The sequence below is a fragment of the Pseudoxanthomonas japonensis genome, from assembly GCF_043632995.1.
Lineage (GTDB): Bacteria > Pseudomonadota > Gammaproteobacteria > Xanthomonadales > Xanthomonadaceae > Pseudoxanthomonas_A > Pseudoxanthomonas_A japonensis.
Map to the genome: position 1 here is coordinate 4008215 of NZ_CP171632.1, position 22941 is coordinate 4031155.

Annotated in this window: 20 protein-coding genes and 1 tRNA gene; 8 read left to right on the top strand and 13 right to left on the bottom strand. The window is 67.9% G+C overall.

Annotated elements, in window-relative coordinates; all coding sequences use genetic code 11:
* Positions 1-2 precede the first annotated feature (2 nt).
* From ACGHX3_RS18810 to ACGHX3_RS18820, 3 genes are all read left to right on the top strand, one after another.
* A complete protein-coding gene (locus ACGHX3_RS18810; RefSeq protein WP_394695831.1) occupies positions 3-1061 on the top strand; it encodes a winged helix DNA-binding domain-containing protein in 1059 nt (352 codons plus the stop codon).
* A gap of 76 nt (positions 1062-1137) precedes the next feature.
* Positions 1138-3279, top strand: coding sequence for a S46 family peptidase (locus ACGHX3_RS18815; protein ID WP_394695832.1), 2142 nt, complete (start codon positions 1138-1140; stop codon positions 3277-3279).
* Positions 3276-3446 (top strand): oxidoreductase-like domain-containing protein, encoded by a 171-nt coding sequence (locus ACGHX3_RS18820; protein WP_394695833.1) that lies wholly within the window; start codon positions 3276-3278, stop codon positions 3444-3446. Before ACGHX3_RS18815 ends, ACGHX3_RS18820 begins: the two co-directional genes overlap by 4 nt.
* Here the strand turns inward: ACGHX3_RS18820 and ACGHX3_RS18825 are convergent.
* The 3 genes from ACGHX3_RS18825 to ACGHX3_RS18835 form a co-directional block, all read right to left on the bottom strand.
* Positions 3443-4252: a nucleotidyltransferase domain-containing protein gene (locus ACGHX3_RS18825; protein WP_394695834.1), complete on the bottom strand. Its 810-nt coding sequence runs from the start codon at positions 4250-4252 to the stop codon at positions 3443-3445. The two genes, ACGHX3_RS18820 and ACGHX3_RS18825, sit on opposite strands and share 4 nt — an antisense overlap.
* A 49-nt stretch (positions 4253-4301) precedes the next feature.
* Positions 4302-6191 carry a tRNA uridine-5-carboxymethylaminomethyl(34) synthesis enzyme MnmG gene (gene mnmG, locus ACGHX3_RS18830; protein ID WP_394695835.1) on the bottom strand — a complete coding sequence of 630 codons (1890 nt, stop codon included), beginning with the start codon at positions 6189-6191 and terminating at the stop codon, positions 4302-4304.
* Positions 6192-6640: 449 nt separating this feature from the next.
* Positions 6641-7285 (bottom strand): hypothetical protein, encoded by a 645-nt coding sequence (locus ACGHX3_RS18835; protein WP_394695836.1) that lies wholly within the window; start codon positions 7283-7285, stop codon positions 6641-6643.
* 137 nt (positions 7286-7422) lie between these two features.
* On the opposite strand from ACGHX3_RS18835, the gene ACGHX3_RS18840 reads away from it, so the two are divergent.
* From ACGHX3_RS18840 to ACGHX3_RS18850, 3 genes are read left to right on the top strand one after another with little or no spacing between them, the layout of a single operon-like run.
* Entirely contained in the window at positions 7423-8385 is a 963-nt protein-coding gene (locus ACGHX3_RS18840; RefSeq protein ID WP_394695837.1) for a pyridoxal-phosphate dependent enzyme, read from the top strand.
* Positions 8382-8990 (top strand): YdcF family protein, encoded by a 609-nt coding sequence (locus tag ACGHX3_RS18845; protein ID WP_394695838.1) that lies wholly within the window; start codon positions 8382-8384, stop codon positions 8988-8990. The genes ACGHX3_RS18840 and ACGHX3_RS18845 overlap by 4 nt, the downstream gene beginning before the upstream one ends.
* 46 nt (positions 8991-9036) lie before the next feature.
* Positions 9037-9474, top strand: a complete 438-nt coding sequence (locus ACGHX3_RS18850) for a ketosteroid isomerase-related protein (RefSeq protein ID WP_394695839.1) — start codon at positions 9037-9039, stop codon at positions 9472-9474.
* 59 nt (positions 9475-9533) lie between these two features.
* On the opposite strand, the gene bioC is transcribed toward ACGHX3_RS18850, so the two are convergent.
* From bioC to bioB, 4 genes are all read right to left on the bottom strand, one after another.
* Positions 9534-10433 (bottom strand): malonyl-ACP O-methyltransferase BioC, encoded by a 900-nt coding sequence (bioC, locus tag ACGHX3_RS18855; protein WP_394695840.1) that lies wholly within the window; start codon positions 10431-10433, stop codon positions 9534-9536.
* On the bottom strand, positions 10430-11206 hold the full coding sequence (bioH, locus tag ACGHX3_RS18860; RefSeq protein ID WP_394695841.1) for a pimeloyl-ACP methyl ester esterase BioH: 777 nt from the start codon (positions 11204-11206) through the stop codon (positions 10430-10432). The genes bioC and bioH overlap by 4 nt, the downstream gene beginning before the upstream one ends.
* Before the next feature lie 53 nt (positions 11207-11259).
* Positions 11260-12459 (bottom strand): 8-amino-7-oxononanoate synthase, encoded by a 1200-nt coding sequence (gene bioF, locus ACGHX3_RS18865; RefSeq protein ID WP_313929129.1) that lies wholly within the window; start codon positions 12457-12459, stop codon positions 11260-11262.
* 118 nt (positions 12460-12577) lie between these two features.
* Positions 12578-13654: a biotin synthase BioB gene (gene bioB / locus ACGHX3_RS18870; RefSeq protein ID WP_394695842.1), complete on the bottom strand. Its 1077-nt coding sequence runs from the start codon at positions 13652-13654 to the stop codon at positions 12578-12580.
* 61 nt (positions 13655-13715) lie between these two features.
* On the opposite strand from bioB, the gene ACGHX3_RS18875 reads away from it, so the two are divergent.
* Positions 13716-14420: a ComF family protein gene (locus ACGHX3_RS18875; protein ID WP_394695843.1), complete on the top strand. Its 705-nt coding sequence runs from the start codon at positions 13716-13718 to the stop codon at positions 14418-14420.
* An 18-nt stretch (positions 14421-14438) separates the two neighbouring features.
* On the opposite strand, the gene ACGHX3_RS18880 is transcribed toward ACGHX3_RS18875, so the two are convergent.
* On the bottom strand, positions 14439-16190 hold the full coding sequence (locus tag ACGHX3_RS18880; RefSeq protein WP_394695844.1) for a hypothetical protein: 1752 nt from the start codon (positions 16188-16190) through the stop codon (positions 14439-14441).
* A 116-nt stretch (positions 16191-16306) separates the two neighbouring features.
* On the bottom strand, positions 16307-17209 hold the full coding sequence (ubiA, locus tag ACGHX3_RS18885; protein ID WP_394695845.1) for a 4-hydroxybenzoate octaprenyltransferase: 903 nt from the start codon (positions 17207-17209) through the stop codon (positions 16307-16309).
* 229 nt (positions 17210-17438) lie between these two features.
* Between ubiA and ACGHX3_RS18890 the strand changes: the two genes are divergently transcribed.
* A tRNA-Arg gene (locus tag ACGHX3_RS18890) sits at positions 17439-17515 on the top strand.
* A 210-nt stretch (positions 17516-17725) separates the two neighbouring features.
* Here ACGHX3_RS18890 and ACGHX3_RS18895 read toward each other — a convergent pair.
* The 4 genes from ACGHX3_RS18895 to ACGHX3_RS18910 form a co-directional block, all read right to left on the bottom strand.
* Positions 17726-18982, bottom strand: a complete 1257-nt coding sequence (locus tag ACGHX3_RS18895; protein WP_394695846.1) for a cation:proton antiporter — start codon at positions 18980-18982, stop codon at positions 17726-17728.
* A 75-nt stretch (positions 18983-19057) separates the two neighbouring features.
* Positions 19058-20581, bottom strand: coding sequence for a tryptophan halogenase family protein (locus ACGHX3_RS18900; protein ID WP_394695847.1), 1524 nt, complete (start codon positions 20579-20581; stop codon positions 19058-19060).
* A gap of 32 nt (positions 20582-20613) precedes the next feature.
* A complete protein-coding gene (locus tag ACGHX3_RS18905; RefSeq protein ID WP_394695848.1) occupies positions 20614-21594 on the bottom strand; it encodes a carbohydrate kinase in 981 nt (326 codons plus the stop codon).
* A 168-nt stretch (positions 21595-21762) separates the two neighbouring features.
* The gene (locus ACGHX3_RS18910) at positions 21763-22911 is read right to left on the bottom strand and encodes a LacI family DNA-binding transcriptional regulator (RefSeq protein WP_394695849.1); all 1149 of its coding nucleotides are present in this window, start codon (positions 22909-22911) and stop codon (positions 21763-21765) included.
* Positions 22912-22941 lie beyond the last annotated feature (30 nt).

Below are 22941 nucleotides of genomic sequence, written 5' to 3' on the forward strand. Positions count from 1 at the left end.
CCGTGCCGCCGTCGTTGACGGCACGGCGCTTGCGCGCACACGGCATCAGCGCACCCGTCGCGGCCTCGCCGGCCGAGGCGGTGCGGCACATGACCGCCATGCAGGCGCAGGACTACCACGCCGCGCTGTGGGCGGTCGGCCTGCGGACAAAGACGGCGACGTTGGCGCAGGTCGAAGACGCGATCGCGCGCGGCGAGATCGTACGCACCTGGCCGATGCGCGGCACGCTGCATCTGCTGGCACGTGACGACGTGCGCTGGATGGTCGCGCTGCTCGCCCCGCGCGTGCAGGCCGCAAATGCCGGCCGCATCGCCCGCGAGCTGGGCCTGGACGCGACGACGCTGGCCCGTGGCCAACGCGTGGTGGAAAAGGCGCTCGCCGCCAGCGTTCCGGTCCCGCGCTCCGACCTGTACGCGCGCATGGATGCCGCCGGCATCGCCAGTGCCAGCCAGCGCGGCCTGCACCTGCTGAACTGGCTGGCGCACGAAAGCGTGATCTGCCACGGACCCCGCCATGGCAAGCAACCGACGTTCGTGCTGATGGACGCATGGGTGCCGCCAAGCGCAGCACTCGATCGCGACGAAGCGCTGCATCGCCTCGCGTTGCGCTACCTGCAGGCCCACGGGCCCGCGACCGCCGCCGATCTCGCGTGGTGGTCGGGACTGACGCAGAAGGATGCCCGGCTGGCGCTGACGTTGGCCTCATCCGCGCTCGAGCAGGAGACGCATGACGACACGACATGGTGGTGGCGATCCGACGCGCCTGCACCGTCGCGATCCCGTGCGGTGCACCTGCTGCCCGCGTTCGACGAGTACCTGATCGGCTACCGCGACCGCACGCCGGTGCTGGATACCGCGCAGACGCGACGCGTCTTCAGCGTCAACGGACTCGTGGCGCCCACGATGATCGTCGGCGGACGTGTGGCGGCGACGTGGAAGCGCGGCAGCGCGGTGGACGACGATGTCGTACTCGATCCTTTTCGCGTGCTGGACGACGCTGAACGTGCCGGTATCCAGCGCGCGGTGCAGCACTGGCGACGCTTCCTCGGCGATCCGCACTGACGAGGCGACACAGGCCGTCATTGCCGCACCGGGACAGGCCCGATATCGTTTCCGTCTCGTTTGCAGGATTACGACCATGCGCCATCGACGTTCGACGACCGCCCTCGCCCTGGGCATCGCCCTGTCCCTGCCCGCCCACGCCGACGAAGGCATGTGGATGCCGTCGCAACTGCCGCAGCTGGGCAAGACGTTGCGCGAGGCCGGCTTCAAGGGCGATCCGAAGACCTTGGCCGACGTCACCGCCGCGCCGCTGAGCGCCGTCGTGCGCGCCGGCGGCGGCACCGGCGCATTCGTATCGAAGGACGGCCTGATCCTGACCAACCACCACGTCGCCTATGGCGTGATCCAGTACAACAGCAAGCCCGGGCACAACCTGATCGACGACGGCTTCATCGCCGCCGACCGTGCGGGCGAACTGCCGGCCAATCCGGATTTCCGCGTGCTGGTCACGGTCGGCTACGACAGGGTCACCGACACGGTGTTGAAGGAGACCGCAGGCAAGACCGGACGCGCCTACTTCGACGCGGTGGACCGCGCCAGCAAGGCCATCGTCGCCGAATGCGAGGCCAAGGGTGGCGTGCGCTGCAGCGTCGCCAACATGTACTACGGCACCGACTTCTACCGCATCACCCAGCTGGAGCTGCGCGACATCCGCCTGGCCTATGCGCCGCCGCGCGCGATCGGCAACTATGGCGACGAGATCGACAACTTCATGTGGCCGCGCCACACCGGCGACTTCACCCTGCTGCGCGCCTACGTCGGCAAGGACGGCAAGCCCGCGGCCTACAGCCCCGACAACGTGCCCTACCGCGCGCCGGCGCACCTCGCACTGGCGAAGGACGGCCCGAAGGCCGGCGACTACGCCATGCTCGCCGGCTACCCCGGCATCACGTACCGCCATCGCACGGCGGCCGAGTTCGAAGAACAGATCACCTGGACGCTGCCCTCCCGCGTAGCGGTGTTCGACCAGCTGATCGGGGTGGTGGAAGCGGCAGGCGCCAAGGATGCCGACGCCAAGACGCGCTATGCCGCCCAGTTGCAGTCGCTGAAGAACCAGCGCAAGCGCGCCGCCGGCGAACTGGAAGGCCTGCGCCGCAGCGACGCCGTGCGCGTGCGCGCGGAAGACGAGCGCGGCATGCTCGCCACCGAGGCCGCTGCGAAGGAACGCGCCGACATCGATGCGCTCATCGCGTCGATCGCCGGCGGTTCCGCGATGCGCGAGCGGGAGTTCCTGCTCAACCTGTTCGGCGCGCAGTCCCAGCTGATGCGCACGGCCATCACGCTGGAGCGCCTGCGGATGGAATCGGCCAAGCCGGATGCCGAGCGCGAGAGCGGCTTCCAGGCGCGCGACCACGCCATGCTCGAAGGCATTCTGAAACAGGTGCAGCGCCGCTATTCGCCCGACGTGGAGAAGGCCTTACTCACCGTCCTGCTGACGCGTTACCAGCAGCTGCCCGACGCGCAGCGCCTGCCCGCCTTCGATGCCGCGTTCGGACGCACGCCTGCCACGCTCAGGCAGGCCCTCGACACGCTCTACGCTGGCACGAAACTCGGCGACGAAGCCGAGCGCCTGTCGCGCTTCGCGGCGGCTCGCGAAGGCAAGCCGCTGGCTGCCGATCCGCTGATCGACCTGGCGGCGACACTGGTGCCGGTGCAACTGGCGCTGGAGAACGAACGCAAGACGCGCGAAGGCGAGCAGCTGCGCCTGCGCCCGGCTTACATGCGCACGCTGTTCGCCTGGCGCCAGCAGCAGGGCCGCGCGCTGTACCCGGATGCCAACGGCACCCTGCGCGTAAGCTTCGGCAAGGTCGACGGCTTCTCGCCACGCGACGGCGTGCAGTACACGCCGGTGACCACGGTGGCCGGCATCGTCGAGAAGAACACCGGTACGGCGCCGTTCGACGCACCGAAGCCGCTGCTGGACGCCATCGCCAAGCGCGACTTCGCCGGCACGGAAGATCCCGTGTTGCAGACGCAGACGGTCAATTTCCTCACCAACCTCGACACGACCGGCGGCAACTCCGGCTCGCCCGTGCTCAACGCGCGCGGCGAACTGATCGGCCTGAACTTCGACAGCAACTGGGAGTCCGTCAGCGCCAGCTGGATGTTCGACCCGCGCTACAAGCGCGCCGTCCACGTCGACATGCGCTACCTGCGCTGGCTGATGGGCAAGGTGTATCCGGCGCCGCACCTGCTGAAGGAAATGGGCGTGCCGTGACGCCCGACGACGACCCGCGCCCCCTCGAGCCCGAAGCGCCGCTGCCCAGCGACTGCTGCAACAGCGGCTGCCCGATCTGCGTACACGACCTGTATGCCGAGCAGTTGCAGCACTACCGCGAGCAACTGGCGGCGTGGAAGGCGCGGCATCCCGACGTATCGGACTAACTGACGCCCAGCGCCGCGCGAAGGAAGGCGTCGAATGGCGCGTCCCCGCCTTCGCGGCCAGGCAGGTCAGGTGGCGCCGATCGCATGCGCGCGAGTTGCTCCGCCAGGAAGTCGCTGATCGCCGGGATCCGCGGTGCATCGGCGACCTCCTTGCTGGCCCGCTTCACCACCAGCAGCGCATCGATGGCCTCACGGAGTGGCCCATCGGGATACAGACGATCCAGCAGTCGTTCGAACGCCATCGGCGGTGGCTGCTCGTCCGCCTCGATCCACAGGCAGGCCAGCACGGGTCGGATGGCGTACAGGTACTTCTTGGTCCTGATGCGCTCGTCCTGCAGATGATGGTCGAACGTCGCGGACGCCATGCTCAGGTAGTGGTGCCAGCCTGCACGCCGCGAGTACGTGCGGGCCGCCAGCGCCTCGAGCATCGGAGCGAGCCGTTCGTCGCGGCGATAGACGATGGGCGAACGCATCCATTCCAGCAGGGTGGGATTGGATTTCGACAGCAACCGCAATGCCTTCCGCAGGTCCCAGCCGCTGACGTCCAGATCGGTTTCGATAGGGAGCTCGATGACATCACGCTGCGGCTCGCCGGGCCCAGTGCGCTCGTTGACGCTCAGGTACCACGGTGCGCGGTGCAGGTAGACGAAACGCGCGTCGTAGTCGCTGTCCGGCGAAGAGAATCCCCAGCCCCGGCTTCCCGACTCGCAGGCGAACAGGATGCGCACGTCGTGCTCTCGCTCGATGTTCGCCAGCGCCTGCTCGATCGCGGTGCGCTTCTCCGGTTCCACAGGATGGATGTCCATCTCATGCCCCCCATTCTGGACAGGGAGTATCGCACTGAAGATGGAGGGCTTACGCCACGCGCATGCGCCGCGCACGCTCCAGATGCACCAGAAGCAGCGAAATGGCGGCGGGTGTCATGCCGGGGATGCGTTGCGCCTGGCCGATGGTTTCGGGCTGCACGCGCTCGAGTTTCTGCTGCACTTCGGCCGACAGGCCGCGCACACCGGAAAAATCGAAACCGGCGGGGATCGGCGTGGATTCGTTGCGCTGCTGGCGTTCGATCTCGTCGCGCTGCCGGTCGAGGTAACCGGCGTACTTCACGCCGATCTCCACCTGCTCCGCCACCTGCGCATCGTCCACGGCGGGGCCGATGGACGGCACCGACATCAGCTTGGCGTAGTCCAGTTCCGGACGCTTGATCAGGTCGAGCACGTTGGTTTCGCGACTGACCTGCACGCCCAGCGTGTCGGCGACCTCGCGGCCCAGCGCGTTCGCGGGTGTGGCCCACAGCGCGCGCAGGCGGCCGGTCTCGCGCGCGATGGCTTCGCGCTTGGCCTCGAAGCGCTGCCAGCGTGCGTCGTCGACCAGGCCGAGCATGCGGCCGGTTTCGGTGAGACGCAGGTCGGCGTTGTCCTCGCGCAGCTGCAGCCGGTACTCGGCGCGGCTGGTGAACATGCGGTACGGCTCCCTGGTGCCGTGCGTGATCAGGTCGTCGACCAGCACGCCGAGATAGGCCTCGTCGCGGCGCGGCGACCATGCCTCCTTCTGCTGCACGAAGCGCGCGGCGTTGAGCCCGGCGAGCAGGCCCTGCGCGGCAGCTTCCTCGTACCCGGTGGTGCCGTTGATCTGGCCCGCGAAGAACAGGCCGGCGACGGCCTTGGTTTCCAGCGACGCCTTCAACCCACGCGGATCGAAGAAGTCGTACTCGATGGCGTAGCCCGGGCGCGTGATGTGCGCGTTCTCCATGCCGCGGATGCTGCGCACCAGCGCCAGCTGCACGTCGAACGGCAGCGAGGTGGAGATGCCGTTCGGATAGATTTCGGCGACGTCGAGGCCTTCCGGTTCGACGAAGATCTGGTGGCTGGCCTTCTCGGCAAAGCGCACCACCTTGTCCTCGATGGACGGGCAGTAGCGCGGGCCGATGCCTTCGATCTGGCCGGAATACATCGGCGAGCGATGCAGTGCGCCGCGGATGATCTCGTGCGTCTGCTCGCTGGTGTGCGTGATCCAGCACGACACCTGGCGCGGATGGTCGGCGACGTTACCCATGAACGACATCACCGGCAGCGGATCGTCACCGGGCTGCTCTTCCATCACCGAATAGTCGAGCGAACGGCCATCGATGCGCGGCGGCGTACCGGTCTTCAGGCGATCGACAACGAACGCGCCCTCGCGCAGCCGCTGCGCCAGCACGGTCGCCGGCGGATCGCCGGCGCGACCGGCGGCGTACTGCGTCTCGCCGACATGGATCTTGCCGGCGAGGAAGGTGCCCGCCGTCAGCACCACGGCGGGCGCATGGAAAGTCAGACCCGTCTGGGTGACCGCGCCGCGAACGGTGCCGTTCTCGATGACCAGGTCATCGACGGCGGCCTGGAACAGCGTCAGGTTCGGCTGCGCTTCCACCGCCCGGCGGATGGCGCTGCGGTACAGCGCGCGGTCGGCCTGGCAGCGCGTCGCACGCACGGCCGGCCCCTTCGAGGCGTTGAGCGTGCGCCACTGGATGCCCGCACGATCGGCGGCCCAGGCCATCACGCCGCCCAGTGCATCGATCTCCTTCACCAGATGGCCCTTGCCGATGCCACCGATGGCCGGGTTGCAGCTCATCGCGCCCACGGTTTCCACGTTGTGCGTCAGCAACAGCGTGCGCGCACCGGCACGCGCGGACGCCAGCGCGGCCTCGGTGCCGGCATGGCCGCCGCCGATGATGATGACGTCGTAGTGGTGGAAGCTGGCGCTCATGGCAAGGAGTCGATGACGAAGGCCGGTGGACGGGGCAGGTACGGAAGACGGGATCCGGCATGGCGACCGGGCAAAGTTGGCACGCTTCCTGCTGTATTCCCATGCACCCGTCGTGGCAAGCGACCAGGGGCGCCGGGTTGGTAATTGGAACAGGGGCCAGCCATGCGCACGCCGGGGATGCCGGGGGCCGGTAGTCGGGGGACTACCGGCCCCTTTTTATGCGCGCAGGATACCAGAGCAAGAAAAAAGCCCGGCAAAGCCGGGCTTTTCGTTAGGCGCCGACGCCCGATGGGGCCGGAACAGGGGGGATCCAGATTTCCCCACCGGACGTCGACATTGAACCTTTAATTGCCGCTTACGTCAGAAAGCGACGCAACCGGTCAACCGAGGTTCGAAACCGCGTCAGCGGTGGGGGACAGGCGACGGACGGCACCGCCGCGCCGCTTGGATTACCGCTCCAGTTCGCGCGTGCCGCCATTGTCGCGCGGCGTGGCACGCGGCGGTGGGGAGGGACGCTCCATGCGCTGGGGCGGCGCGGATCGCTCGGCACGCGGCGGTGGCGCCGCCCTTTCCATCCGCTGCGGCCGTTCAGCGGATCGCGGCATCGACGGGGACGGCGCCACGCGTGGCGGACGGTAGCCGCCTTCACCCACGCGCGGTTGGCTCGGCGACGGCGTCACCTGCGCCGGCCGGCCCGGGACCATCGGCTGAGCGCCGCCTTCGCGCCAGCGACCGGTGGGGTCGCGCCACGGCGGCGGACGATTGCCGCCCCCATTGGTCGGCGGCGGCTTGGGGGGAGGATTGTTGTCGCCCGGCCGCGGGGGGCGGGGCGGGTAATACGGGTAGTGCGACCCGTAATAGCCGTAATACGGATAGCCGTAGTAGCTGCCGTAACGATAGGGACCGCCGTAGCCGTGGCCATAGCTGCCATAGACGCTGCCACCGTAGTAACCACCGTACTGGTCGTAGTATTGCGTGCTCGGCCGGCCGTGGTAGTAGCCGCCGGGTGCGGTATCGCCGACGTAGTCGTAAGTCGCACAGCCGCCCAGCGCCAGGCTGGCGAAGGCGATGGTCAAAAGAGATGAGCGCTTCATGGCGGAACCCCCGTTACTGTGCAGGGGCAGGATCGGCCCGGGGCATTGAATCCGTGCTTAACCCCGCCGGCATCGCGGCATGCGCCGCGCGTGCGCTGGCGGAGGTTCAGCGGGGGTCGATGCGCTAACCTTTCCGCATGCCGATGCCCCTGCCCACCTTCGACGACGTCCTCGCCGCCGCCGCCCGTATCGCCCCCCATGCCCATGCCACGCCCGTCCTGCGTTCCCGCGCCCTGGACGCGCTGGCCGGCTGCGAACTGCTCTTCAAGGCCGAGCCGCTGCAGCGGACCGGCGCGTTCAAGTTCCGCGGGGCCTGCAATGCGGTCTGGGCACTGGACGACGCCTCGGCGGCACGTGGCGTGGTGACGCATTCGTCGGGCAACCATGGCGCGGCGCTGGCGCTGGCGGCGCGCACCCGCGGCATCGCCTGCCATGTGGTGGTGCCGGAGGGCGCGAACGCGGCGAAACTCGCGAACATCGCCCGCTACGGCGCGCAACTGCACACCTGCGCCGCGACCATCGACGCGCGCGAAGCCGCCGCCGCCCGCGTGCAGGCCGACACCGGTGCCACGCTGATCCACCCGTATACCCACCCGCATGTGATCGCCGGCCAGGGCACGGCCGCACTGGAACTGCTCAATGGGCACGGGCCACTGGAGGTCCTCGTGGCCCCTGTCGGTGGTGGCGGCCTGCTGTCGGGCTCCGCGATCGCCGCCGCGGCAACGGCGCCGGGTTGCCATGTGATGGGGGCCGAGCCTGAGGGTGCAGCCGATACGGCCGTGTCGCAGGCCGCTGGCGAGCGCCGCATCGATTTTGTACCCGATACCGTCTGCGACGGCCTGCGCGGCACGCTCGGCGAGCCCAACTTTGCCCTGCTGCGTGCGCACCGGGTGGAGGTGGTCACCGTGCACGACAGCGGAACCCTCGCCGCGATGCGCCTGATCTGGGAGTGCCTGAAGCTGCTGGTGGAACCCTCCTCCGCCATCGCGCTGGCCGCCGTCCTGCAGCAGCGCGAGCGTTTTGCCGGACAGCGGGTCGGCATCGTGCTGTCCGGGGGCAATGTCGATATCGATGCGCTGCCGTGGGGCCGCGCCGCATGAGTACGCGCAGGAAGAAATCGAAGCGCGGCGTCATCGGATGGGCGTTCCGTCTGATGATGCTGGCGCTGATCTGGCTGGCCGGCGTGGCCGCCTACATCATCTGGGTCGGCCAGCGCGACGACGCCACACCCGCCGACGCGATCATCGTCCTGGGCGCCGCCGCCTACGATGCCAAGCCGTCGCCGGTGTTCGAGGAACGCATTCGCCATGGCATCGACCTGTACAAGCGCGGCCTGGCGCCGACGCTGATCTTCACCGGCGGCTATGGCGGTACCGGTGCACGCTTCTCCGAGTCGCAGGTCGCGCGCCGCTACGCGCTGCGCCAGGGCGTGCCGGACAAGGCGATCCTGATCGAGTCGCTGTCGCGCAACACGCACGACAACCTGCGGCAGGCGCGCGTGCTGATGCAGCAGCACAAGCTGCACAGCGTCATCATCGTCAGCGACCCGCTGCACATGGCGCGCGCGCTGCGGATCAGCCGCGACCTCGGCATCCGTTCGGTCGGATCGCCCACGCCGACCAGCCGCTTCCGCAGTTTCGCCACGCGCTGGCGTTTCCTGCTGCAGGAAGTCTATTTCTTCCACCGCGACCGGCTTCCGCGATGAATGCGTGGCGTATCATCGCGACGTCGCCCACCCCACGGGAATCCGCATGAAGATCGACGGCACGCGCCGGCAGGACCGCGCCACGGAACTCGTCCTCACCTACTACGCCGCGTTCAACCGCGGCGACTGGGAAGGCATGCTGGCCCTGCTGACCGACGACGTGGCGCACGACCTCAACCAGGGCGCGCGCGAAACCGGGCGCGAGGCGTTCGCGGCGTTCCTCGGGCGCATGAACGCCAGCTACCGCGAACAGCTGCGCGACATCGTGGTGCTGGTGACCCAGGACGGCCAGCATGCGGCCGCGGAGTACATGGTGCACGGCGAATACCTCAACACTGACGAAGGCCTGCCGCCGGCGAACGGGCAGGCCTACGTGTTGCCGGGCGGTGCGTTCTTCGACATCCGCGACGACCGCATCGCGCGCGTCACCAACTACTACAACCTGCAGGACTGGATCCGGCAGGTGCGCCGCGATAGCGCTTGAGCCTTCGCCAGGCATAACGAGCCGCAGCGAGTCCATGTGGCGAACCCAAGGCTTTGAATCTACTCCCCGCGTCGTCGGATCGGGATCTTCGCCAGCGGCACCGCCGCGATGTCTTCGCCCTGCCCGCGGATCGGTGCGCCCGGCGGCGGTGCCCAGGCATGCGCGTAGATGACGTCCCACGTGCTCGGCAGCTTGCCGTCCGAGCGGCGAAGCGGCTCATAAGCCGCGGCAGCGGCGGCAAAGCGCGCGCGACCGGTCAGCGTGTGTCGGCGACGCTGCAACGCATTGGTTGCCCCCATCGCGCGCAGTTCACGCATCAGCGCGGGCAGGTCGTCGTAGGTCAGCGTGAAGCGGTCTCGGTCGAGCACCGGATCGCGGAAGCCCGCCAGCATCAACGCGTCGCCGAACTGCGCGATCGGCGGGAACGGACTGACGTGCGGCGTGTCGTCGGCGTGCGCGAACGCATCGCGAAGCTCCTGCAAGGTCTCCGGCCCGAAGGTCGAACACACCAGCAGGCCGCCGGGCTTCAGCACGCGACGGAAACCGTTGAACGCTGCCGGCAGGTCGTCGACCCATTGCAGACTGAGATTGCAGAACAGTACGTCGACGCTGCCCTCTGCCAGCGGCAGTGAGCGCAGGTCGGCGCAGACGCGCTGGAACGGCTTCCACCAGCCGGCCTGCTTCTTCGCCTCGCGCAACATCGGCAACGCGAGATCCAGCGCGATGACCTGCGCCTTCGGCCAGCGCTTGCGCATGGCGGCGGCCGCGTGCGCGGGGCCGCAGCCCACATCGAGCACGACTTTCGGGTCGACCGCGTCCTGTCCCTGGCGCAACGTCAGGTAGTCCAGCGACTCCATCAACCGCTTTTCGACTTCGTGCTGCAGCGCCGCCGCGGCGTCGTAGCCGGCGGCGGAGCGCGAGAACGCGCGGCGGATGTGGCGTTGGTCGAACGTGCTCATGCCGCGACATCCTGCGACAGCGCCTGCAGGAAGCGGTCGACGGCCGCCGCCACGAGGTCGGCATGGCCGAGGAACGGCGCATGCCCACCACCGGCGATCTCGACGAATTGCGCGTTGGGCGCCGCTTCCGCCGCCGCCCGCATCGCCTTCGATGGCACCAGCAGATCACGACGGCCGCCGAGCCAGAGGCTGGGCACGGAGAGCGCTGGCAGGGTTTCCCGCAGGTCGGTCTGTTCGAGCAGTTGCAGCCCGCGCTGCAGCGCCGCTGGCGCCGGTTCGCCGCGTGCGTAGAGATCCTGCTTCAGCGTGCGCAATTCGCTGCGTGCGTGCTCGGACCCCATCGTGTCCAAGGCCAGGAAGCGATCCAGGGTGCCGCCGTAGTCGCCGCTCAGATCGCTGCCGAATTGCGCGAACACACGGGGGAGCACCGCATGCGGCCAGCCATCGCCGCGCACGAAACGCGGCGTGGCCGCGATCATCGCCAGCCCGCGCACCTGCGGCGACGTCGCGGCCGCATGCAGTGCGAACAGCCCACCCAGCGACCAGGCCAGCCACGCGGCGGGCGGTGTGTGCGCGAGAATGGCATCGACGGTGGCGTCCAGCGTCAGCGCGACCTCACTGTCGCGACTGTGGCCATGCCCGGGCAGGTCGACGAGATGGAGCGTGTAGCGGTCGGACAGGCGCTGCACCAGCGGGGCGAACACGCCACCGTGCAAGGCCCAACCGTGCAGCATCACCAGCGAAGGGCCGCTGCCAAGGGTTTCGATATGCATGCCGCGTATTGTCGCCGATCCCGCGCGATGCGGGACCACGCAGGGGCGTGCTGTCAGGCGACGGCGCCGTGCACGCGTTGCACGGCATCCCACGAGCGCGCCAGGGTCGTCACCAGCCCGTCCACGTCCTGCAACGAATGCAGCGCCGACAGCGTCACGCGCAGCCGTGCCTTGCCGTCGGGCACCGTCGGCGGACGGATTGCCGGCACCAGGTAGCCCGCGCTGTCGAGCGCGGCCGACAGGGCGAGCGCGGTCGCGTCGCTGCCGCACAGCACCGGCTGGATCGGCGAATCCGAGGCCATCAACTGCAGGCCAGCCCGCTGCGCGCCGCCGCGGAAGCGGTCGACCAGCGACTGCAGCTTCTCGCGGCGCCACTGGTCGCGGCGCGCATGCTTCACCGCGACGCGTGTCGCCGCCGCCAGCGCGGGCGGCATCGCCGTGGTGTAGATGTAGGGGCGCGCGGTTTCAGTCAGGTGCTGGATCAGCGTCTCCTCGCCCACCACCACGGCGCCGTAACCGCCCAATGCCTTGCCCAGCGTGACCAGCTGCAGCGGGACGTCCGCGACGCCCATGCGCGCTTCCGCCACGCTGCCACGGCCTTCGGGGCCGCGCACGCCGACGCCATGCGCATCGTCGACGAAGAACAGCGCCTGCTGCATGCGCGCCACCAGGCTCAACGACCGCAACGGCGCGGTGTCGCCGTCCATGCTGAAGACGCCGTCGGTGACCAGCATCGCCGCACCCTCCGGCTGCAGCTTCAGCTGGCGCAACGCGCCTTCCGGGTCGAGATGCGGATAGCGGCGCAGCTTCGCCCCGGCCAGGCGGGTCGCGTCGAGCAGGCTGGCGTGGTTGAGCCGGTCCTGCACGCAGACGTCGCCGTCTTCGAGCAGCGCCTGCTGCACGGCGAGGTTGGCGAGGAAGCCGCTGCCGAACAGGAGAGCCCGCGGATAGCCCAGCCAGTCAGCGATGTCGCGCTCAAGCGCTTCGTGCGAGGCGTGATGGCCACTGACCAGGTGCGAGGCACCGGCGCCGGCACCCTCGCGCGCGGCGGCATCCTGCAGCGCATTGGTCACTTCGAACTGCTGCGCCAGCCCCAGGTAGTCGTTGCTGCTGAATTCGGTCAGCCAGCGGCCGTTGACCTCGACGCGCACACCGTCGCGACGCGTGACGGTGCGGCGCGTGCGCTGCCGGCCCAGGGCGATGCGCTGCTGGCGCTGGGCGAGGATGCGGTCGTGCAGGTCGGTGCGGGTCATGTCGGCGTGGCCTGGGGATGAAGGCGCCGGGGGTCAGCGGGAGACCGTCGACGACGACGCGCCGGCCGCGTTACCGCGCCAGCGTGCGTCGTCCGATGCTGCCCCCTGTTGCCCCGACTTATGCCGCCCGGCCGCAGGACGGCTCGGAACGGGTGATGTCGGCATGCACCGTACCGCTGCCCGGGGCATCGGTTCTGTGATGGTCGTGCATGTTTTCCACCTGCACGGCCATCGGCCGCAGGCCCAGGCGCGCGAACAGGGCCTGATCGCGCCCGGTGTCCGGGTTGCCGGTGGTCAGCAGCTTCTCGCCGTAGAAGATCGAGTTGGCGCCTGCCAGGAAGCACAGCGCCTGCAGTTCGTCGCTCATCGCCTCGCGCCCGGCCGACAGCCGCACCATCGAGGCCGGCATGACGAGGCGGGCGACGGCGATGGTGCGGACGAACTCGAACGGGTCCAGTTCGGTCGTGCCATGCAGCGGCGTGCCCGCCACCTGCACCAGCCGGTTGATCGGCACCGAGTCCGGGTGCGATGGCAGGTTCGCCAAAGCCTGCAGCAGGCCGGCACGCTGGTCGCGCGATTCGCCCATGCCGACGATGCCGCCGCAGCAGGTCTTCATGCCGGCATCGCGGACGTGCTCCAGCGTATCCAGGCGGTCCTGGTACTGGCGGGTATGGATGATGTCGCCGTAGAAGTCGGGCGCGGTGTCGAGGTTGTGGTTGTAGTAGTCCAGCCCGGCGTCCTTCAGCGCGTGCGCCTGTTCGCCGCTCAGCATGCCCAGCGTGGCGCAGGTCTCCAGCCCCATCGCCTTCACACCGCGGATCATCTCGGCGACCTTCGGGATGTCGCGGTCCTTCGGCGACCGCCACGCCGCGCCCATGCAGAAGCGCGATGCGCCCGCCGCCTTGGCCTGCGCCGCCTTCGCGAGCACCTCGTCGGCGTCCATCAGCTTCTGCGCGGACACGCCGGTGTCGTAACGCTGCGCCTGCGGGCAGTACGCGCAGTCTTCCGGGCAGCCGCCCGTCTTCACCGACAGCAGGGTCGAGACCTGGACCTCGGCCGGGTCGAAATGAACGCGATGCACGGCCGAAGCGCGATGCAGCAGCTCCGGGAACGGCAGGTCGAACAGGGCCAGCAGCTCGTCGCGCTGCCAGTCGTGGCGCACGACCGGCGCATCGGAAGAAAAGTGAGCGGACATTGCGGCCTCGGCGGAATACAGTCGGGGAAGTCTGGAAACCGGGTCCGGCCCTGTCAACCGCATGGATGCGCTGAAAGTTGACGGCTGGTGGCGCCACGCCACTCGCCTGCTGTTTGCCCCGCGATGCACGATCTGCCGCGAACGTGGCTACATGGACGTCGATCTGTGCTCAACGTGCATGGAACAGCTGCCATGGAACTCCGCCTGCTGCAGCCGCTGCGGGCTGCCGATGGCGGTAGCCGGGGAGTGCGGCGACTGCCTGCTGCATCCTCCTGCACTGACCCATACCCGGGCGGTGTTCGTCTACGGATTTCCGCTGGACCGGCTGGTGCCGCGCTTCAAGTTCCATCGCGACCTCGCCGCCGGACAATTGATGGCGGAGCTGATGGCCGGCCCGCTGGCGTTGGCGCCGCGACCGGACGCGCTCGTGCCGGTGCCCCTGCATCCGCATCGGATGCGACAGCGCGGGTACGACCAGGCGCTCGAACTCGCGCGCCCCCTCGCCACTGCGCTCGCCCTGCCCCTGCGGTCCGACCTGCTGCGTCGCGTCCGCGCGACCGCGCCGCAATCCGAGCTCGATGCCGGTCAGCGCCAGCGCAATGTCGCCCGTGCCTTCCGGGCCGCACCGCACGCTGCGATGCCAAGCCATGTCGCACTCGTCGATGACGTGATGACCACCGGAGCCACCCTGCAGGCGGCCGCCCGCGTCCTGCTCGGCGCGGGCGTCAGGCGCGTGGATGCGTGGGTGTGCGCCCGCGTGCCATGACGGCACGCGACCACGTCTTCAGGGCGTGAGGCCCGTGGCGGTGACGCGGCACTGCAGCGTCAGCACGATCTGGCCGCCGGCAGGCAGCGCCGGAATCGTCACGCCCGCCCCGGTCAGGCTGGCGACCGGCACGGTGGCGCCCGGACAACTCGCGCCACCGGACGCCGCGCACGCCGCGGTGGCAACGGGATCCGTGCAGTTCAGGCCGGCGCCCGGCGTGTCGCGGATGACGGTGCCGTTTGCGGCACTGGGGCCGGGATTGTTGGCCGTCACCGTGTAGGTCACCACGCTGCCGGAGAGTGCAGTGGTGGGATTGGCCGCCTTGGTGATCGACAGGTCGGTCCTCGGGATGCGCACGTTGCGGAAGACGCAACTCAGCTGGTCGCCCGCCGCCGGGGCGAACGCGAACGACGCGCCATTGCCGGTGGGTGCCGAGCCGCCGCTGCGTGCATTCGTGCAGGCATAGGTCGTGGTGTAGTCGGCCAGGTTCGCGCCACCTGCGCCGGTCTCGGAGAAGGTGTAGCTGGCGCCGACCGTCGCCGGGCTGACGATCGCGACCTGCGTCGGCGCGTTGGTCGTGCCCGTGGTGGTCACCGACGCGCCGGCGCCGGCACCCGTTCCTGCAATGGCGAGCGCGAACTGGTCCGCGGCCTGCAGGCGGCCATCGGGCAGTTCCTTGCTCAGGCGCAGGATCGGGCGCGCGGTGTTGGTGATCGCGCATACGATCTGGTCGTTGGCGGCCGGCGTGACGTTCCACGTCGGCGACGCCCCGGCCGGGGTGAACGCCGTGCCATTGCGGGTGCAGGCGATGGTCGCCGTGTAGGCGCCCGCGAGCGTCGATGCGCTGCCGGCCGCCATGGTGTCGCGCAGGTAGTAGGTGGTGCCGGTGGTCACCGCGAGTGCCGCCGTGCTGGCCTGCTGGCCCACCCCGGCGCCGGACGTGGTCGCTTCACGCACCGTGCCGGTGGTCGATGTGGTGCCGATCTGCACGGTGAACTGGTCGCTCGCATCGGCGCGCGGCGCGCCCAGCACCTTGTTCAACGTGATGGTGGTGCCGTTGCCGGTGATCGAGCCGTTGCACCCGTTCGCGCTGGCCGCCGCGGCGGGGTCACGGAACGCCGTCGACGGAATGATCGCCGGCGTACCGCTGCCCGGCAGCGTCCAGCGCAGGCGCGCATGGTTGATGCCGCCATGGTTGAGCCAGTACATGCGCACCAGCGCGCAGCTGTTGGCATTGGCAGCGGTGAACGTGCCCAGGCTGACGTAGGTGTCCTCGTTGGCGGTCCAGTCGTTCACCGTGCCGACCGGCACGTCGTACGACGCCGTGCGGTACGCGGTATTGGCGTAGTCGCTGGAGAAGCCGAGTTCGACATTGTCGTCGTGCGCGATGCTGACGCTGTAGGTGCCCGCCGCCGGAAACCGGATCAGCGCGTACGACACGCGCCCCATCGCCTGCACGTTGCAGGACGCGACGCTCGTGGCCGGCGTGTCCATGTTGCAGAGGTTGTTGGCCGCGGCGCGGTAGTTGATGTCCGCCACCGTACCGGTGCGCACGGCATTTGCCGGATTGGCGGCGATGGCCCGTAGCGCGTTCAGGCGGGCCGCGCCGGTGCCGGTGTTGTTGGCGAACGTCGGCGCGCCTGCCGGGCCGGTGTACACGGTGCCGACCCGGTCGTTGCCGCGGTAATCCTCCCACCGTACGGTCTGCGCTGCGGCGTTGCCGAGGCATGCCGCCAGCACCATGCCGATCATCCAGCGGCCGCATTTCACCCCAGGGAATCCTGCGATTCCCGATCCCCTGTCATGTTCTGCCATGTCGTGCGCGTGCGTTGTCACATTGATTAATGTGAACACTATCACGCTATCTCACGCGCATCGTGAATGCACTACGCCGTTCGGCGGGCCAGATCCAACGCCAGTCCGACGAAGATCGCCGCACCCACCCAGTTGTTGTGCAGGAACGCGCGGAAGCACGCTGCACGCTCCCGATGACGGGCCATCCAGAACTGTGAGGTGACCAGCAACGCGGCGGTACCGACGCCCGCCCAGTAATACGTGCCCAGTCCTGCCTGCCGCCCAACCAGATACAACGCGACGAACACCAGGGCATACAGCACGCCCTGGATGATCAGGTCGAGATCGCCGAACAGGATGGCCGTGGATTTCGAGCCGGCACGCAGGTCGTCCTCACGATCCACCATCGCGTACCAGGTGTCGTAGGCGGTGGCCCACAGGATGTTGGCGCCGTACAGCACCCACGCGACGGTCGGCACCTCGCCCTGCACGGACGCGAACGCCATCGGGATACCCCAGCCGAAGGCCAGCCCCAGGTACACCTGGGGCAGGTAGGTGTAGCGCTTGAGGTAGGGGTAGCTGGCCGCCAGGAACAGGCCGACGACACTCAGCCAGACCGTGAGCCGGTTCAGTGTCAGCACCAGACCGAACGCCACCAGCATCAGCACCGCGAACACGGCCAGCGCTTCGCGTCCCGATACCGCGCCCGTCGCCAACGGACGCCCGCGCGTGCGCTCCACCTGCGGATCCAGCCAGCGGTCCGCGTAGTCGTTGATCACGCATCCCGCCGATCGTGTCAGCCAGACGCCGGCAGTGAAGACGAACAGCGTCCACCCTGGCGGCATGCCGCCCGCGGCCAGCCACAACGCCCACCAGGTCGGCCACAGCAGCAACAGCACCCCGATCGGGCGGTCGCCACGCACCAGCTTCCAGTACTGGCCCAGACGCTCCCGCCAGCGCGGCCCCCCGGCCTCGTCGTAACGCTCGTATCCCATGCGCAAAAGGGTAACAGGCCGGCTCGCGCACCTCGATTCCGCGTCGCGCGGCCGGAACTGGGCCATCGTGCCGGTTTGCGGCTAGAATGCCGGTCCCGCGCGCCCGTAGCTCAGCCGGATAGAGTCGTGGCTTCCGAAGCCGCTGCTCATAGGCCAAAATCGGGAACCGCAGTGTCACCGGGCCGTTACTCAAAAGAGACTGGCCCGAAGCAGAAAGTCCTTTAAAAACGCGCCTGTAGCTCAGCCGGATAGAGTAGTGGCTTCCGAAGCCATTGGTCGGGGGTTCGAATCCCTCCAGGCGCGCCATCGCCCCCGTGAAAAATCTGTGCCGGACTTGGGACACAACCCAGGGTTTCAGCAGCCCGGACTGCGCAATGGCCTTGTGGCGCGAGCAGATCTCAAATGACAAAGCTCCGGCGCATTGACCGGGGCGATCCACTCCGTCGAACTGAATTGCCCCATGCAGATGTCGGCCGATGCCTGCTCTTGGCCAATGGCCGAGCCACAGGTTGTCGCTTAGCTTTTGTCGATGGCGGTCGCCTTTCCCTCATCGCGTCGCATAATCCAGTTGAACAGAGGTGTGGCCATAAGCGTCGTGACTATTGCCATCAGCACCAGAATCGAGAACAGGCCCTGCTTGATCACCCCAGCCTGCAGGCCGATGTTGATCAGAATGAGTTCCATCAGACCGCGCGCGTTCATCAGTGCACCGATCGCCTTCGCGTCGCGAGAACTCTCACCTGCCAGGCGCGCCGCCACATAGCAGGCGATCCCCTTGCCAGCGAACGAGGCGACCAGAATCACGATCGCCGCAGGCAGCAGCTGCGGCTCAAGCACCATCCCGAGGTCGGTCTTCACCCCCGAGAAGGTGAAGAACATTGGCAAGAAGAACACGACAACGAACGGCTGCACCATCTCGCGAAGCTTCTCTACCAGCGCCCCCTTCGGCATGCATGCGCCCAACAGGAAGCCGCCGAAGACAGCATGCACGCCGATCGCATCCATTGACCAGGCGCTGAGGCAAAACAGAATCAGCAACACAGCCAGCATCGTATCGCTGAGCGGCGCATCTGGCTTGGCCTTGTCGACCATCTGACGAAGCAAACGACGCCCCACCAGCATCATGAATACGGCGTAGGCGACGCCGCCACTGATCGCCCACCATGCGCTCTCCCAACTGCCGCCGAATCTCGCCAGCACCACAGCCAAGATGCACCAGGCCGCCGCATCGTCGACCGCGCCAGCGGTGAGCGCGAGCGTACCCAATGGACTGTTTGCAAGGCCGCGCTCATGGATTATTCGAGCCAACATCGGAAATGCCGTGATCGCAATGGCAGCGCCCAGGAACAGCGAAGCATCGAAAACTTGCACGCTGTCGGCGAACAGATCTGGAACGCCCACCAACCACGGCACGATCGCAAATGCCAGCGCAAATGGCACTGCAATGCCGGCGATCGATACGGAGAACGCACCTCCGAGACGCGAGTTCAAATGGTCACTGCGGAACTGGGTGCCGATCAGGAACATGTACAGCCCCACACCGAACTGGGCAAGTACGTACAGCGTGTCCAGGGTCTGCGGGGGAAACAGCGCCGCCTGCAGGTCGGGAGACGCCCAGCCCAACAGCGAGGGGCCAAGCGTGACACCGGCGATCATCTCGCCAACCACCTGCGGTTGGCCGATCCGCTTGGCAATCTGTCCGAACAGGCGACAGGCGAACAGGATCACCGCCGCTTGCAAGAAGAAGTAAACGGACAACGTTGCGATAGGCATCATTACTCCTCTATGCGCAGCGCAAGTCCAGCTCTCGCCGATGCCCTGGCACAGCGGACCGGCACAGGTACCGGATCACATCGCTTGCGCTCTGCAGTGCCTATCGATGAAGTCCTGGTGCGTCGGCATCGCCCTTGCCCCGCTCGCGATGGAGCGATGCACGCGCGCAACATGCTCCACCAGCGCTTGTTCCGGCATGTCGTCGACAATGGGGTGGTAGCCAGTAGGCACGATGCCCTGACCAATCATCACCTGCACCCAGCTCGGCAGTGCGAAGAACTCGTCGCCCGTACGGAAGTATCGACCGCCACGACGGAACATCTCGATCTTGCGCCGCAGGGTGTCAGGGATCGACATCGTGCGGCAGTAGTCCCATAACGTGCTGTCGCTGCGCCGCGTGGCACAGTAGTGCAGGATCAGGAAGTCGCGTGTGCTTTCGTACTCGAAAGCAGACTCCTCGTTGAACTGGCGCTCGAGCTGCGGATCGAAGTCCCGATCCGGGAACAGGCCCAGCAGGCGCTGGATGCCAGACTGCACCAGGTAGATGCTGGTCGACTCCAGCGGCTCCATGAAACCGCTGGCGAGCCCGAGCGCAACGACGTTCCCGTTCCATAGTTTCCTGCGCATGCCCGTAATGAAGCGCAGCGGACGCGGATCGGCGAGCGCGCGTCCGTCGAGGTTCGCCAGCAGCGTGGACGCAGCCTCGTCATCGCTGATGTGCTCGCTGGAGTAGACGTAACCGTTGCCGACGCGGCTCTGCAACGGAATGCGCCACTGCCAGCCGGCCTTGAGCGCAGTGGACCGCGTGTACGGCGTCGGCGGGCCCACGCTGGCGCATGGCACGGCCATGGCGCGGTTGCACGGCAGCCAGTGCGTCCAATCGATATAACCGGTCTGCAGGGTCTGTTCGATCAACAGGCCCCGGAAGCCGGAGCAGTCGATGAAGAGGTCGCCCTCCACCCGGTCTCCGCTTTCCAGCACCACGGCCTCGATGAAACCGTCTTCGCTACGCTGGACCGCGTGGGTGATCTTGCCCTCGATGCGCTGCACGCCCCTGCGCTCCGACAGCTCACGCAGGAAACCCGCGTAGAGCGCGGCATCGAAGTGGTAGGCATACGCGATGTCGGCCAGCGGCGAGTCGGGCGGTGCATTGGCCGGGCTGGCCATGAACTTCCCGAGCGGCGCGGCCGCGGTGGGCAACGAATATTCGCCGAGAGGTCGAGCATGACCGGCCAGGAAGAGCTTGAGCCAGAACTGGTGGAACGGCAGCGGCCCGATGCCTTGGCCGATCTTGCCGAAGCCATGGACGTAGGTTTCGCCGAGCGCACCCCAATCGTTGAACTGGATGCCCAGCTTGAACGTGCCCTGCGTACGGCGGACGAACTCGAACTCGTCGATGCCGAGCAGGCCATTGTTGAACTGCTTCATGTACGGGACGCTGGCCTCGCCGACACCGACAATGCCGATCTCCTCGGATTCCACGAGGCGAACCGTGGCCTGCTTGCCCAGATAGGTCACCAGCGCGGCCGCCGCCATCCAGCCTGCGCTGCCTCCGCCCACGACGACGACGGACCTGATCCGGTTGTGGCTGGCCGTCATGAGCGATCCTGTCCCGTGTCTTCCGGTGCCTTCTACGACAGCAACGCGTTTACTTCGTCGAAGCTCGGCATTGCGGCGAACGCGCCCTTGCGCGTGACCGCCAGCGCCCCCACGGCGGCGGCGAATCGGAGCGCCGCCACTACGTTGCGCGGATCGGAAAGGAAGCCCGCAAAGCTATCCCGATCCACGCCGTGGCGGGTCAGGTGGAACAGCAGCCCGCCCACGAAGGCGTCGCCTGCCGCCGTCGTGTCCATCGCGACGACCTGAAACGTGTCCGTCGTTCCGTTGGCCGAGCGCGTAAGCCAGCGGATCGGGTGTGCTCCGTCCGTCACCACCACGATCTGTGCGCGATGCTGCCAGAGACGCTCCATGACCGCCGTCTCGCCACCGACCCAACGCGCAAGATACTCGAGCTCTTCGCGCGAGAGCTTCACGAGATCGGCTTCGATCAGCGCCCGCCACAGTCGCGGCGAGGGATCTTCGCCCTGCGGCCACAACGCGGGGCGCAGGTTCAGGTCGATGCTGACGATCGCACCGCCGTCGCGCGCACGACGCATGCCCTCATAGGTGGCGTCGGCGACGCCCGCTTCCGTCAAGCTATTGGAGCAGACATGGAATACACCCGTGCCCTCGAAGCACGCAGGCGTGAAGTCTTCCGCGCGGAACAGCAGGTCGGCCGCTGGCGGCCGATAGAAACTGAAGCTGCGCTCACCATGTTCGTCCAACGCGACGAAGGCCAGCGCCGTCTTCGCGTCGGCCGTGCGCACGATGCAATCCATGGTTACTCCCGCCGCTGCCAGGCTCTCGAACAGGAAGTCGCCGAACATGTCCTCGCCCAGCATGCCGGCAAAATGGACGTCGGCGCCCAGGCGCGCAGTCGCCACCGCGACATTCGCCGGCGCGCCACCGGCGTACTGCAGGAAGTGCCTCGGATCCCCAGGCGATGCGGGCGGCTGCGCCAGCATGTCGATCAGCGCCTCGCCGAAGCAGACGATCTTCGTCCTGGAACTCATGCGCCATCACCCAGCGGATTCGCCATGACGGGAGGAAGGGGGCCACCGGAGCGAGGGAGATTCGAAGCTATCGTATTCATCGGAAAATTGAAGTGGCAAAGGAAAACAGGCAAGACGCAATAATTTGCAGGCGTTGAGCGGATCGTGTGCGGGCTTCGAAAGCGGCAGTCATCGCGACCGCACCCCGCTGCTCTCGCGTACCGACAAGGTGACCGGCGCGATGGTCTTGCCGGGAACGGCCGTGGGATGGTCCAGTTGGTGCAGTACCAGCTTGGCCGCTTGCCGTCCGCGTTCGCGGGGATCCGCCACCAGTGTCGTCAGAGGTGGCGTGGTGACGGCCGCTTCGGGAATGTCGTCGAAGCCGGTGACGGCGAAACCCTTGCCCGGCTGGATGCCGCGCGCGATCAGGCCGAGCATCAGGCCAAGCGCGACCGTATCGTTGTAGCAGACGGCGGCAGTGGGTGATGCGGTGTCGCCGAAGAGCTCACCGGTGCGGGCGGCGGCTTCCAGGCGATTCGGCGCAGACTCGATCAGCCAGGCGGATTCCACCGGCAATCCTGCCTTCTTCATCGCCAGAGAATGCCCGGCGCGTCGCTGCCTGCATGAGCTCGAATCGGCATGACCACCGAAGAATGCGATCCGCCGATGACCGAGGGAGATCAGGTGTTCCGTCGCGATCTGCGCGCCGTTCTGGTTGTCCAGTCCGAGGAAGCCCCAGTCGTCGGCCCCCGCCAGTTCGCGATTGAAGAGCAGCACGTTGGTGCGCGCGTCCAGCACCTTGTGCAGCTGCACCGTGTCGCTGCCCTCGGCCGGCGACAGGATCACGCCAGCCGGCGTGTGTTCCATCAGTGAGGTCAACACCGCCTGCTGGCGCTCGGGCGATTCGCCCGTGCTGCCCAGCAGGGTCACGAACCCCCGCTCGCCCAGGGCTTCATCCACCCCGGCCGCGAACTCGGCGAAGAACGGGTTGGCCAGGTCGTTGATCACCAGTGCGACGCTGGACGATGTGCGCCGGCGCAGGTTGGCCGCACCGCGGTTGTAGACGTACCGCTGCTTCTTGAGTTCGGCTTCGACACGTGCGCGGGTGTCCGCGTGCACGAGCGGGCTGTTGCGCAGGACCAGCGATACCGTGGCGCGCGATACGCCGATGGCATTCGCGATGTCGGTGACGGTGACCACGCGCTGCGGATCGCGCTTGCGCTCGGTCGCGGCCGGCTTGCCTGCCTTGGCCGGGGATGCAGTGCCCGTCCCCTTGGCCGCTTTGGCGGCGGCGGGCGAACGTACGGTTCCCGGCTTGGGCGGGCGTTTCGGGCTCATGTGGATCGATCCATGGCGATGGTGCGTCCA

Bases quoted from the DNA above. Each gene is read 5' to 3' on its own strand.
- ACGHX3_RS18825 (WP_394695834.1), bottom strand. From the start codon at position 4,252: ATGGACATCCATCCTGTGGAACCGGAGAAGCGCACCGCGATCGAGCAG.
- ACGHX3_RS18815 (WP_394695832.1), top strand. From the start codon at position 1,138: ATGCGCCATCGACGTTCGACGACCGCCCTCGCCCTGGGCATCGCCCTG.
- bioF (WP_313929129.1), bottom strand. From the start codon at position 12,459: ATGACCCGCACCGACCTGCACGACCGCATCCTCGCCCAGCGCCAGCAG.
- ACGHX3_RS18835 (WP_394695836.1), bottom strand. From the start codon at position 7,285: ATGAAGCGCTCATCTCTTTTGACCATCGCCTTCGCCAGCCTGGCGCTG.
- ACGHX3_RS18850 (WP_394695839.1), top strand. From the start codon at position 9,037: ATGAAGATCGACGGCACGCGCCGGCAGGACCGCGCCACGGAACTCGTC.
- ACGHX3_RS18900 (WP_394695847.1), bottom strand. From the start codon at position 20,581: ATGACGGCCAGCCACAACCGGATCAGGTCCGTCGTCGTCGTGGGCGGA.
- ACGHX3_RS18875 (WP_394695843.1), top strand. From the start codon at position 13,716: ATGGATGCGCTGAAAGTTGACGGCTGGTGGCGCCACGCCACTCGCCTG.
- ACGHX3_RS18845 (WP_394695838.1), top strand. From the start codon at position 8,382: ATGAGTACGCGCAGGAAGAAATCGAAGCGCGGCGTCATCGGATGGGCG.
- bioH (WP_394695841.1), bottom strand. From the start codon at position 11,206: ATGCATATCGAAACCCTTGGCAGCGGCCCTTCGCTGGTGATGCTGCAC.
- ACGHX3_RS18895 (WP_394695846.1), bottom strand. From the start codon at position 18,982: ATGCCTATCGCAACGTTGTCCGTTTACTTCTTCTTGCAAGCGGCGGTG.
- mnmG (WP_394695835.1), bottom strand. From the start codon at position 6,191: ATGAGCGCCAGCTTCCACCACTACGACGTCATCATCATCGGCGGCGGC.
- ACGHX3_RS18840 (WP_394695837.1), top strand. From the start codon at position 7,423: ATGCCGATGCCCCTGCCCACCTTCGACGACGTCCTCGCCGCCGCCGCC.
- ACGHX3_RS18905 (WP_394695848.1), bottom strand. From the start codon at position 21,594: ATGAGTTCCAGGACGAAGATCGTCTGCTTCGGCGAGGCGCTGATCGAC.
- ACGHX3_RS18910 (WP_394695849.1), bottom strand. From the start codon at position 22,911: ATGAGCCCGAAACGCCCGCCCAAGCCGGGAACCGTACGTTCGCCCGCC.
- bioC (WP_394695840.1), bottom strand. From the start codon at position 10,433: ATGAGCACGTTCGACCAACGCCACATCCGCCGCGCGTTCTCGCGCTCC.
- ubiA (WP_394695845.1), bottom strand. From the start codon at position 17,209: ATGGGATACGAGCGTTACGACGAGGCCGGGGGGCCGCGCTGGCGGGAG.
- bioB (WP_394695842.1), bottom strand. From the start codon at position 13,654: ATGTCCGCTCACTTTTCTTCCGATGCGCCGGTCGTGCGCCACGACTGG.